Source organism: Vibrio sp. TH_r3 (genome assembly GCF_033101115.1).
GTDB lineage: Bacteria > Pseudomonadota > Gammaproteobacteria > Enterobacterales > Vibrionaceae > Vibrio.
The window spans coordinates 39,419-52,019 of record NZ_JAWMPW010000016.1 but is presented as its reverse complement, the minus strand read 5'-3'; the positions used below and the strand labels follow the sequence as shown (position 1 = coordinate 52,019).

At 37.7% G+C, this 12,601-nt stretch carries 12 protein-coding genes and 1 pseudogene; all 13 read left to right on the top strand.

Features of this window, described 5'->3' with window-relative positions:
* Positions 1–1,154: 1,154 nt before the first annotated feature.
* Complete coding sequence (locus R3X26_RS13340) at positions 1,155–1,439, top strand: type II toxin-antitoxin system HigB family toxin (RefSeq protein WP_136981063.1); 285 nt, start codon at positions 1,155–1,157, stop codon at positions 1,437–1,439.
* Positions 1,440–1,449: 10 nt separating this feature from the next.
* Positions 1,450–2,649: an ImmA/IrrE family metallo-endopeptidase gene (locus R3X26_RS13335; protein WP_317717825.1), complete on the top strand. Its 1,200-nt coding sequence runs from the start codon at positions 1,450–1,452 to the stop codon at positions 2,647–2,649.
* Between the two features lie 33 nt (positions 2,650–2,682).
* Positions 2,683–3,597: a hypothetical protein gene (locus tag R3X26_RS13330; protein WP_317717824.1), complete on the top strand. Its 915-nt coding sequence runs from the start codon at positions 2,683–2,685 to the stop codon at positions 3,595–3,597.
* A 284-nt stretch (positions 3,598–3,881) separates the two neighbouring features.
* Positions 3,882–4,226 carry a TnsA endonuclease N-terminal domain-containing protein gene (locus R3X26_RS13325; RefSeq protein ID WP_317717862.1) on the top strand — a complete coding sequence of 115 codons (345 nt, stop codon included), beginning with the start codon at positions 3,882–3,884 and terminating at the stop codon, positions 4,224–4,226.
* 36 nt (positions 4,227–4,262) lie between these two features.
* The gene (locus R3X26_RS13320) at positions 4,263–4,568 is read left to right on the top strand and encodes a transposase (protein WP_317717823.1); all 306 of its coding nucleotides are present in this window, start codon (positions 4,263–4,265) and stop codon (positions 4,566–4,568) included.
* Between the two features lie 250 nt (positions 4,569–4,818).
* Entirely contained in the window at positions 4,819–5,178 is a 360-nt protein-coding gene (locus R3X26_RS13315; RefSeq protein ID WP_317717822.1) for a DDE-type integrase/transposase/recombinase, read from the top strand.
* Between the two features lie 223 nt (positions 5,179–5,401).
* Positions 5,402–6,484, top strand: a pseudogene (locus R3X26_RS13310) (IS110 family transposase).
* An 85-nt stretch (positions 6,485–6,569) separates the two neighbouring features.
* Complete coding sequence (locus tag R3X26_RS13305) at positions 6,570–7,163, top strand: hypothetical protein (RefSeq protein WP_317717821.1); 594 nt, start codon at positions 6,570–6,572, stop codon at positions 7,161–7,163.
* 128 nt (positions 7,164–7,291) lie between these two features.
* Positions 7,292–7,402, top strand: coding sequence for a hypothetical protein (locus R3X26_RS19085; RefSeq protein WP_411572421.1), 111 nt, complete (start codon positions 7,292–7,294; stop codon positions 7,400–7,402).
* A 254-nt stretch (positions 7,403–7,656) separates the two neighbouring features.
* A complete protein-coding gene (locus tag R3X26_RS13300; RefSeq protein WP_317717820.1) occupies positions 7,657–8,832 on the top strand; it encodes an N-6 DNA methylase in 1,176 nt (391 codons plus the stop codon).
* Positions 8,833–8,834: 2 nt separating this feature from the next.
* Positions 8,835–11,108 (top strand): ATP-binding protein, encoded by a 2,274-nt coding sequence (locus tag R3X26_RS13295; RefSeq protein ID WP_317717819.1) that lies wholly within the window; start codon positions 8,835–8,837, stop codon positions 11,106–11,108.
* A complete protein-coding gene (locus R3X26_RS13290) occupies positions 11,109–11,735 on the top strand; it encodes a hypothetical protein (RefSeq protein WP_317717818.1) in 627 nt (208 codons plus the stop codon).
* A complete protein-coding gene (locus R3X26_RS13285; protein WP_317717817.1) occupies positions 11,728–12,396 on the top strand; it encodes a hypothetical protein in 669 nt (222 codons plus the stop codon). Before R3X26_RS13290 ends, R3X26_RS13285 begins: the two co-directional genes overlap by 8 nt.
* The last annotated feature ends 205 nt before the right edge of the window (positions 12,397–12,601 follow it).

Sequence of the window (12,601 nt, the reverse complement as noted above, 5' to 3'; positions counted from 1 at the left end):
ATAATATCGATTCATCAGACACATACCAATTTAGTTTTAAACCACCTTCGATTTCTGGATGGGAGCTTGAAGTAGCTGGAACGTATTCAACTGATAAAAAAACATTTTGGGTTTCCGAAATCATTACCGTTAATAATCATCCATTTTTCACACCTACAGGTTTAAAAATCAAACATCCTAAGTTTAAAAAGCCAGTCCCTGTTCCCAATAAAAATCGAACAGTTAAAAAATCACCACCGAGTGATCTTGACCCTGAGTTTGATTTAGGTGATTTACCTAAACTTGGTAAACGACTGCATCAGAAAAATGATCAAAAATTTAGTTTTAATTGTCCTAATGCCGGTAATGTTGGGCTAGAGATTGACGATGATAACGAGGTTCCAGATAAATCCAAAAATATACCTTCAGATGAACAAAAATCGGAGTGCGCAAGTGTTGGAAATGCAACTCAGGAAGGAAATAACCAAGAATTTGATTATGGATTAAATCGAAGTGAAGATGATGAGCCTAATGAGTTAATTGATGCTGAACCAACGGAAAAATTTCAACTTTTTGAAAGAACTATTGAGGTTATTAAAACCAAGAAAGATTTTACGGTACATGGTGTGAGATGTGGTTCTTTCCCGCCCCCTAAAACAGGCAGCCGTATGGTCCTCAATACAGTAGATGGTAGCTTTCTTCGTTATCATATGGCTAACATCAGCTACTTGGATGTTGGAGCTGTCGTTATTGAAGTGGATGTTGATAGCCTTAATCGTCCAGCTAGTGTGAGTACATTGGTTGTTTCTTTCTTGAAGGACTCTAATCCACACCGGATATTACAGACAATTCTCCAGGATTATTCTGACCTTGGCAGAGGTTGGAATCATGTTTGGATAGGAAAAAATACAGCGGTTAGTAAGTTCTGTCGTCATCCCAAGAAAACCAAAAAAGAAAATGAAGTGGAACGCAAAATTACTACTGATGAATATGTTGAAGCTTGGGCTGAGATATTATGTGGTAAGTTGAGGAACATACAGAAGGTGGTTCACGATTAAGATACTTAGATTGAAGTGCATTTCTATCTCACAAATCGAAGAGAAAAATATAGTTTTATTTATTCCCTTTTTGGTAACTATATATATAATTCCCTTGAAGGGAACTTGCGGGGTTAAATGAAAGTCTTAGGAAGAGATAAGTTAGTAAAATTTTACAAAAAGCATGCAAATGCTAAATCTGCTTTGGAAGCATGGTTTTCCGAAGCGGAGAAAGCAGCATGGAAAACACCGCAGGATATTAAAAATAGATACGGGAGTGCCGACTTTCTAGCTGATAATAAAGTTATTTTTAACATTAAAGGTAATCATTATAGGCTGGTAGTCAAGGTAAGGTATCAGAATGGGATTGCTGTTGTTGAGTGGGTTGGGACTCACGCGCAGTACGACAAGCAAGACTTTTGAGGAGTAGGGTATGAATCACATTAAGCTGATTAAATCAGAACAAGACCATGAACAAGCGCTTTCTCGCTTGATGGCGCTTATGGAGATGGATCCTGAACCAAATAGCATCGAATCTGATGAAATTGATGTATTAGCTGTACTAATTGAAAAATATGAGGAAGAAGCATTTCCTATTGAAGCGCCAGATCCAATTGAAGCAATTAGATTTAGAATGGATCAGGCAGGATTAACAAATAAAGACTTAGTTTCTTTTATTGGTTCTGCTCCCAAAGTTTCTGAAGTGCTTAATCGTAAACGTAATCTTAGTCTGAATATGATTCGTAAATTAAGTGCAGGATTGGGTATTTCGGCTGATATTCTTATTAAATCATCAGAACAAAAAAATGCATGTGTATCAGAGATTGATTGGTATGCATTCCCATTGGCAGAAATGCGTAAGCGTGGTTATTTTGAAGGATTTAGCGGATCTCTAACTGAACTTAAAGAGTATGCTGCGGAAAAATTAACAATGTTTCTTTCTTCAGTCACATCTGGGCTCGATCTTCAACCTGCTCTACTTCGGTCTTCTGCTAATCTGAACTGTAATGATAAAGAAGCTGATCCATATGCCTTATGGGCGTGGCAAGTGAGAGTGCTTCAAAGAGCGAAAGAAAATACATTACAAACTAACTATAAGGTAGGCTCTGTCACTTTAGAATGGATGCAAAAATTAGCTCGACTTTCTTGGTCAGCACAAGGGCCTTTATTAGCTGTTGAATACTTAAATAGAAACGGTATCCATTTGATTATTGAGCAGCATTTGCCAAAAACTTATCTTGATGGGGCAGTATGTTTAACTCCTAATGGTAATCCTGTTGTTGCAATAACATTGAGATATGATCGATTAGATAGTTTTTGGTTTTCTCTAATGCATGAATTGGCACACATAGCTTTACATTTAGATCGTAGCGAAACTTGGTATCTTGATGATCTCGACTCATTAGCTGGGAGTGAAGTAGAGCAAGAAGCAAATGCTTTAGCGCGAGAGGCTTTGATCCCGTCAGGTGTATGGAAAACACAAACACTCATTGATGCGGATAGTGTAAGGAAATTATCTCAGCAATTAGAGATATCCCCCTGCATCATTTCAGGAAGAATGCGCCATGAGTCAGGCAATCACTCAATGTTTGGCCAATTGTTTAGAGATAAAGTCAGACATCACTTTGCTTAAATGATGTGATTGGTTTGAGAGGGATAAAGGTCAATGTTGCAGTTAGAGTCAAGACTGATAGATAAGATTCATGAAAAAGGCACTAAAGAGTGTGGCGTTACTAATCTCTTATATGTTTCAAGTTTTATCAAACAGCTAGACTGTTATCTAAGTGGAAATATTGAATTATCAGCAAGTGAAATCGAGAAAAAACTTGATTTCCTCATTGGGTGTATGACATTAACTCTTGATTTACCATACGTAGAATTAGAGTTCTTAAGAGCTAGAAAGTGTGAAAAAGAACCTTTTTTAAACGTAAGTGAACTATCATATATTCATAAACCAAACGCAAATTGTCCCAAGTTAGGTCGTTTAAATGGACCTGGTGTTCCACTGTTCTATGCTGCAATAATTAATTCGAAGAGTGATAAAGGATTACATGTTGTTTTATCAGAAGCTAATGCATATAAGATGGATCAACTTAGCATTTTACGTTCACATCAGAAATCAGGGGTAGAGCTCAATCTTAGATCTATTGGGGTTTGGGATTACATCCGACAAAATAGCAAACCAAGATACATGTCTGGAAATGTTTATAAGTACTATTCTTTAGCATTTAAAGAGATGTCTAATGCTTTTAGCAAAGAGCTTCTTTTAGCTTACGCATTAACTGATAGATTTCTCGCTGATATTATGTGTAGGAATGGTTCTGATAGGTTATACAGCGTTACGTCTATTGCAAGTCAAATTATGCTTGATTCAAAGAGCATAGACGGCATAGTTTACTCTTCAGTTGCATCAAAGGGGGAGCCAGTGATTGCTCTCAAACCGGAAGCTGTTGATGCAAAGTTGGAACATAAATGTGTTAGTCAAGTTGCTATACGAGAACATTATGGATATGGGTTCTATAATTATGAGAATGAAAAAATAGCCAACATGAATGAGTTAACTGGCCAGCTAGTGTGGTAAGAAGTTGCTATGAAATGATCAAACTTTATTATCTACATTTGATTTCTATATAGTTATCTTTGTGAAAAAACGATCAAACTTAACCGGTTAAGAAGCGATTAATGGCCCTAAATTGGGCCATTAATGATCAAACTATATTATCCGCCTACAGACATTGTCGGTGGGCATTAAAGTTTGAAACTATGACGTGAAAGTTGAAAACTTTTTAAACCCGGTTAAACTGATTAAAAGTTAACCGGGTTTTTGTTATGGCAAAATCAAAAAATGTTTGAACTGAGAAGCAAATCATCAAGCGGATTAGTGAAGGCCGATCTCAGAGAGTTTACTCTCATCTAACTGATCGTATTTATCATGTACTATCGGACCTTGAATTCGCAGTTTTTCTCATCCTTGAACATTACCCTGCCGTAACTGACATTCGTGAACAGTTTCCCCTCAATAGGGATGACACACTAAATATTTGTCAGGGTCATCAGCTTTGGCACCCTGCACAACATGGGGCTAACCAAGTGATGTCGTCAGATTTTTTTGTCAACACCTCTTCTAAAGTTCAGCCCAGATTTGTTATTCAAGCCAAGTATAAAAATGCCTTTGAAGACTGTAAGGGTAGACTTAACTTGGAGACCTAATTAGAGCTATTATTGAATATAGATAGTGAGGTCAAAATGGTTAGAAAAGTGACACCTGAATTTAAGCGTGAATGTGCAGAGTTAGTCATTATTCATGGATATAAACATAAAGATGCAGCTCAAGCGATGTCTGTGGGGGTATCCTCAATCCAACGTTGGGTTACGCAATATAAACAAGAACAAAAAGGGGTCACACCTAAAGCAACAGCATTAACTCCTGAGCAACTACGGATTCAAGCTGTAGAAAAACAAGTAAAGCAACTCCCAAGTGATAATCAGCTGCTAAAAAAGGCGTTAGCCTTCTTCGCCATGGAAATGAACAACGGCAACGGGTCGCGTTGATTCTGAAGACGGTAGGTTTTAATGTTAAACAGATTTATCGTTGCTTATTTATACCATCAAGCTCGTTTTATTATTGTGCGAAGCCTAAAATAATTGATGCTGATAAGCATCGATTAGAAGCTTCTATTAAGCATATTTACCATGAAATGGATGCAACGTATGGTAAACGTAGAATGCTTTCTGAGCGGTTATATTTAGGTTCCCCATCGGTATAGAAAAAGTCCGTCGTCTCATGGTGAGGTTAGGTTTAGTGGTAAAAAGACCAACATCTCATCGTTATCCTGCTGGAAAACGGGCCTCTGTTATTTCGCCTAATATATTGAATAGGCAGTTTAATCCGGAAAAACTCAATCGTTATTGGTCAGGAGATATCACTTATATTCGGATCGGGACAGGTTGGTTATATCTAGCCGTTATCTTAGACTTATGCTCTCGGCGAATCTTTAGCTGGGCTTTTTCTGATAAACCGAATAGTGAGCTAACGATCTGGGTTCTACGCCTTGCGGTTAAGAAGTGGCAAATTAAAGGGAATGTCATTTTTCATTCAGATAGTAATAATGTCACTGCTTTGTTTCATGGTGGCAATCATTCATTAATGGTTCATGCTTGAAACATGGTACCAACAATGTATTAGGCTTTCTGACCCTCACTCTGATCGACCAATTATGTGTCATTCCTTGGATCTGTCGATTGTCTAATATCATTGCTTGGTGAGGGCAACCTCGCCTATATTTGTGACTCAAGAAGGGCCTGCTAAATACCTCATTACTGTCATGTCCAAATGTTAGGTTCAGTGCTCTCGTCCATAACGAATGAAACAATGGAGAGAAGTCATGAATAAAATTAACAAAATAGATCGTGAATGTATTGTTGGGGGAGTCGATACTCACAAGGATATACATGTCGCTGCCGTTGTAAATGAGTTAAATCAAGTACTATCTACCGAAAGCTTTCCAACAACTAGGCATGGATATAAAAAAATGCTTATGTGGATGTCATCATTTGGCCGTGTTTCACGGATCGGAATTGAATGCTCAGGTACATATGGCCTTGGTTTACTACGATACATGCAAAGCAGTGGGATTGAAGTGTTAGAGGTTACCGCACCAGACAAATCTGACCGTCGTAAACGAGGAAAAGATGACTCATTAGATACTGAAAATGCGGCACATGCTGCTTTTAGCAAATTGAGAACAGTTACACCAAAAGCAAGAGATGCAATGGTAGAATCTCTTAGAGTCCTAAAAAGTTGTTGAAAAAGTGCGGTATCGGCTCGTACAGTAGCTTTACAAATGATAAGAACAAGTATTGTATCTGCTCCAGATGAGTTACGTGACACCCTTAGGCATATGACTCGAATGAGCTTAATCCGTACACTTGCATCTACCCGCCCTGACTTAACCAATTACAGAGACATTAGCACTGCGTATAGAATAACTTTAAAATCTCTTGCTCGAAGATATATCGAACTTCATGATGAGATTGCTGATTTAGATAAAATGATTGCAACAATTGTCGAAACATTAGCACCACAATTAATTGAACAAACGGCAGTGGGATATGAATCGGCGGCGCAGCTACTGATCACGTTAGGTGATAACCCAGAGAGACTGCGATCAGAATCGAGTTTTGCTGCTCTCTGTGGAGTTAGCCCTATTCCTGCTTCATCAGGTAAAACTAACCGACACCGATTGAATAGAGGTGGAGATAGAGCGGCAAACAGTGCACTTCATATAATTGCGATTGGCAGACTTCGTATCGAAAAGCGTTCACAAGAATATATTAAAAAGCGCGTAGGTGACGGGTTATCAAAAATGGAAGCGTTGCGATGCTTGAAAAGATATATTGCAAGAGAAATTTACTATCTTCTTAAAAAGAGAAATATGTTGATTAATGCAGTCCAAATTACTTCTTGACACGTAGAAGGGCATCAGTAATGCAAAACATTCATTTGAATCTATTTTTAGATACTTTAACACCGAGAAGCACCTAGATGAATGTGTGGGATTTAAGCGCTGGCTATTTCACTTCGACCCTCCTCTAATGTCTGGGTGGTCTTTTTCATATGAAGGCAGACTTGATGCAAATGGCCGCTACTTTCTGGTTGAAAAAATTACTGATATTGAAATTAATGCTCAAATACCATCTAGAGTCTATAACCATAACCCGTCTTTCACTCACCCAGATGAAGGACAAGAGCCAACCATTGGTGGAGAAGCCCCTGAACCGTATGAGCGCCCAGAAGATCATATTATTGATGATGATCGCGAGGCTTCCGATGCTAATCAAGTATTCTTGCTTGGTGAAAATACCTGTTCAGTAAGGTTTAAAAATCGTTTTTCAACGTCGAAAGCAACAATGCCCAAAAGGAGTCATAGACCAGATAGTAGTAAAGATACCTCCAAGAAAGCAGACGAGACGGTAAGTATGAATGAGCCAGGTAGTAATGGTGAGGTCTCTTCGGCAGATATGGGCGGAGGTATGCAAGATTGCACTGATCGATCTGAGGAGTATGCTTCTCGTTTTACTGCCTTTAACATAATGGTGCAAAGAGAACAATTCGTTGCGTTGCAGTGGAGCGAAATGGTCATGTGAATTACTTACTTGAAGTTGATGCAACAGGGTTGAGTAAATGGCTTTCAACAAAATGTATTAGACAGCTTGATACTCGTAATTGACAGGAACAATTTAGTCGAATAAAAAAAGGAGTAGTCGCTCAATCGTTGAGTTGGCCGGCAAAAGATATGGATTCCATGTTTGGCTTCAAAAAGCATATTGGAATTTCCCATCCTAAGTCTATTGAAGGACACCCGACAGAATCAATTTTAGATTGAGAAGGAAGGGGTGCTGAGAAGCTATAAACTAAGCATTACTTTTCTGCAGATTTTACAATTATTTTAACTTTTTTAAACTGTTTAAAATCAAATGGTTGCAATTTTTTTTGTTTTATAAAAAGTGACCTAGGTATGATATAATACTGAAAAATTCCTGCAGAAAATAAGAAATGAATGCTCTAACGTCACATAATGCAGTTATACGAAAACTATTACTTTCGAAAGATAATAAGCAGTTCCAGAGGTTGGTCGATATGGATAATATTGATTTAGTTTTAAGGGAGTTGTTAACTATTGAAGAAATGAGAGAAGCAGGTAGCTTTTTTACAGGGCAAAAACTAGCAACGAAAGCTGTTGATCTATTACCTGCAATTACTTCTTATTCTGTTGTGCTAGATCCCACTTGTGGTGCGGGTAATTTACTTATTGAAGCTTCACGAAAGTTAGGAGTTGAAGAAACTTTGTCCGCAACATTAAAAGTATGGGGACAAGTGCTTTGGGGCTTTGATGTCCACACTCATTTTATTGAAGCGACGAAGTTACGAATTATTGTAGAAGCTCTGAATCAAGGAATTGAACAAGACTGTGATTTGGATGAAGCTTTCGAATTACTTCCAAACATACAGGTTCGAGATGCTTTCACCGTAAAAAGTGAAGAATTATTGAATGTTACACATATCTTAATGAATCCTCCTTTCACAATTATGCCTTCACCTAGAGAAAATTATTGGAAAGAAGGTAAGGTTAATGCTGCTGGTGCTGTTTTTGATCTATATCTGAGAAAATTGCCTGAAGGGTGTAGAGTGAGCGCTATTTTACCTGATGTACTTCGCTCCGGCAGTCGGTATAACGAGTTTCGTAAATTTGTGTCTGACTCAATGAAAGCAAGTATAGATATATGGGGGAGATTTAACAATAGAACTGATGTGGATGTGTTTTTACTTTCGGGGCAAGTTGTTGATAGCAATAAGGTTATAGCTTGGCATTCTGCTGAAGATGCTGAGTCTACTATTTCAGATTATTTTGAAATTAGAACTGGCCCTTTAGTTGCTTATAGAGATTCAGAAGAAGGCCCCGAATATCCATATTTCTACCCTAAAATATGTCCTCAATGGAAAATAGTTACTGAAGCGACAGAGACAAGACATTTTAATGGTAAAGCGCTTAGCCCACCTTTTGTTGTGGTTAAAAGAACATCTAGTCCAGCAGATAAAAACCGCGCATCTGCAACACTTATCAATCTACGTGAACCCGTAGCGATTGAGAATCACATGATTGTTATTACTCCTAAGGATGGAAGAGTGAATACGTGTAAAAAATTGATGAAGGTACTGCAGAGCCAGCAAACAAATGACTTTTTAAATAAACGCATTCGATTAAGGCATTTAACTGTTGGTGTAATGAAAGATATTCCATTCTTCGAGGCATAAATATGGCACGTAGACTTTTAGCTAAAAAAACTTTCGATATGTCAGCTCGTGTTCCTATGCAACTGGGGCGTGAGAGTATTTCTAGTTCTACAGTGGCAATGTCTGAGCTGATAAAAAATGGATACGATGCCGATGCAGAAGACGTTCATGTCGAGTTTCATATCAGAGATAAAGCTATTTCCACGCTAGTACTAAAGGATGATGGTAATGGGATGGATATAGAAACTATCTATGACCATTGGCTAAAAATCGGTACTGATTTTAAGAATGGAGTGGAGTTATCTACGAAGAAACAGCGTGTACTTACTGGTGCTAAAGGTTTAGGACGACTCGGGTTAGATAGGTTAAGTAAGAAAGTTGTCTTGTATACCAAGAAGGAAGGCAGTGGAAAAGTTATTCAGTTAGTTGTTGATTGGCGGAAATATGAAGGCACAAACGCTTCTATCTCTGAAATTGAACACGATATTTTCGAGCATGATTTACCACTGAAAGGTAAGTATGGTGAGATTTTTTCTCTTCCTGAGCAGTCAGGGACATACATGGTTCTTATTGGTTTAAAGGATCAGTGGAATCCGGACTTTGTTGAAGATTTAAAACAAGAACTCAGACTATTAATTTCGCCATATAGGAAATTAAATGATTTTTCGATAATGCTTCATCGTACTGTTAATTCTGTTAAGTTCGATTCTCAAGTTATTGATACTCAAGAGCTTTTAAAGGCTGCAAGTTGGGACGTTAAAGCTAAAGTAGATGCTAGCAACAGAGTACAATTAACGTTTAGGAATAACGTTACAGGTGAAGAGATAAAGCAAACTCCAACGCTATGGAAAAATTGGATATCTAGGCAAGGTGATACTCCAAAATTTGGCCCGTTAGAATTTGAATTTCACTATATGGTTCAAAAGAAAGAATTTCTTTCCAAAGTCGATATGACAGTGCGTAACTGGCGAAAGTTTATGGAGCTAAATCGTGGGGTACGTATTTATAGAGATGATTTTCGAGTGCGCCCATATGGTGAGCCTTCAGGTAAAGGTGACTGGTTAGATCTTGGTTATCGAAAAGCCTCCAGTCCTGCTGGTATAAAACAAGGAGGCTGGAGAATCGGACCTAGCCAAATTATTGGCGCGGTGAGCATTTCCAAAACAACTAATGCAATCCTAAATGATCAGGCGAACCGTGAAGGTATCGTCGAGAATGAAGCTTATCTGCAGCTGCGAACTTTTGTTTTGAAGGTGATTTCTGCATTTGAAACTCTTGCAACTAAGGCGGCTCAGGAAGATGAGGAAATTGATCTAGCCAAAGAGCTGGAAGAGATTGTAAAAGAAAAAGATACTGATCTCGATAAAGCTATGGATGCTGTAAAAACGTTCACAAAAAAAACTAAGAAGAAAAAGAAAAAAACACCTCCGGCACAATTTGTTAACCAAAAGTTGAAAGAGCTAGAGCGAGCTAAACAAGCTCATCAAAAGGCACTGGATGATTATGCTCAATACATGAAGAAAGAGCGTAAAAAGCTAGAAGAACAAAAAGATACGCTTTCTAACCTAGCATCTTTAGGGGTACTGACGGTTAGTTTTGGGCATGAAATTCGCACTCATTCTGCGCTTGCATTAACCAATGCACGATTGCTTACCAAAATAGTACGAACTGCTGAAAAGACTGGTAAACCAATCAACTATGAACAACTAGCCGGCCTAACTTCTAGAATGGTAACGGGGGCTCAATATGTGGATACATTTTCAAAACTAGCGATAAATAATATTAAACCAGATAAGAGAACACGAAAAAAGGTATGCGTCCCCACTGTTTTTAGGCGTATTTTTGAAATGATGTCTGCCTCATTCAAAAAAATGGGCATTGAATATGACTTTTATTTTATAAAGATTAAAGAGCAGGATTTCATTGTACGTTCATTTGAAATTGATTGGGAAAGTATTGTTATAAACTTAGTTACTAACTCAACATGGGCGCTGGAAGATACGCCAAGAGATGAACGAAAAATTAAAGCAATTTTTGAAAGAGTTGGTGGGAATCGATTAAAAATAAGTTTCATGGATTCTGGTTGTGGTTTAGAAGCGGGGCAAGAAGATTCTATTTTCTTACCGATGAATAGCCGAAAAGTAGATAACAGAGGTAACTCTATCGGTACTGGTATGGGTCTATCTATAATAAAAGGCCAAGTGGAAGAACACATGACTTCAGGTACTATCGTTGCAAAACAGTACTCGGAATTAGGTGGTGCAGGTTTCTACATCGAAGTTCTACAGGACAATTAAATGAACACAATAATATTTATAGATGATGATGAAGAAATTCGAGATACGTATGAACTATCAATGGGTTTGATGTTCAATGGTGAATTTGAAATTGTTTGCTTGGACGTACAGTCTAGCCTTAAAGGTATGATGACGGTATTGGATGGCTACCCAGATAAGGTTTCATATTTTGTCGATGAGAACTTAAAATATTCTGGTGTAGCTACTTATTCAGGAATAGAGCTAATTGCGGAAATTAGAAAAGTTGATACAAAGATACCAATCTATATTTTATCAAGTGCTGCCGATGATATTGATAAATTCATTGGTAATATAGAGTTTGTTATCGATAAAAATGACTGGGAAGATGAAGATAGAGAAGAGGATCTTAAGCAACGATTTTATCGCCATATAAATACATATAAAGATATCAAATCTAAGCAAGCTAAACGGTTTGATGAGCTTTTTGAAAAGTCCATTTTTTCGACATTGTCCAACGAAGAACTAGATGAATTCAACGCGCTGAACTTAGGTAGAAGTAAAAAGTTAGTTAATGAAAAGCTGATCAGTAAAGAGTCTCTTCTGGAGTTAAATGAAACTTCAGCTGAGTTAGATGCAATATATAAAGAACTAACTAAAGATGATTAGAGACTTATATTTTCCTGCTTTGACTCGGCAAGCTATTACACAGTATTACAAAAATGGTAGTTCTGAGTTCTATGCAACTTATAACTGTCAACAGAATTATGACAATGTGGCTTTGGATTGTAAGAATCATTGCGTTTACTGTGATGTACATGTTGATGAGTGTGGTGGTGAGAAGTTTTCGCTAGATCACTTTCGACCAAAGAATATTTTTGGTGATAAATTCGATGGGGTTTTGAAAATTCACCCCTTCAATCTTCACCTATCTTGCCAGAAATGTAATGTCTTAAAGTCAGATGATTGGAAAGGTTGTGAAAAGACCCAAGACGGGGTGACTTATATTTCAAAGAAAGGATACATAGACCGGTTTCAAGTTGATGCATCAGAGTACTTTGATGTTAATGATATGGGGCAAATAGTTTCCATAAATAACAATGGACCTGGGGACTACATGATTGGCCGTTTACTTCTAAATAGAACAAATCGGGTTTATCTTCGTAAGCTTCGTGAAGTAACATTCAAGGTAAACCGAATTAAAAAGATACTGGCCGCCCGACAGAATGAAGCCTTAGCCAATTGGAAGTCTGGTGTTTTAAGTGAACAGCAGGCCAAAGAAGAAATAGGGCTTTTAACTAACCTATGGAATCGTTTTTCTAAGCTATGAGTTTCAAACTTTATTGTCATGATACTAGCTCTCAGAAGGTAATTAGGTTGATTTAGTTTTAATCTTTAATGTCCTCCGACAGACATTGTCGGTGGGCAATAATGCAGTCGATAATCCGCATTATTTAATTATTAACCTCTTGCGAAGTTCAACTTTCGCAAGAGGTTTTTTTACAATTAACGTAAGAGGTTCAGTAACAGGCTTG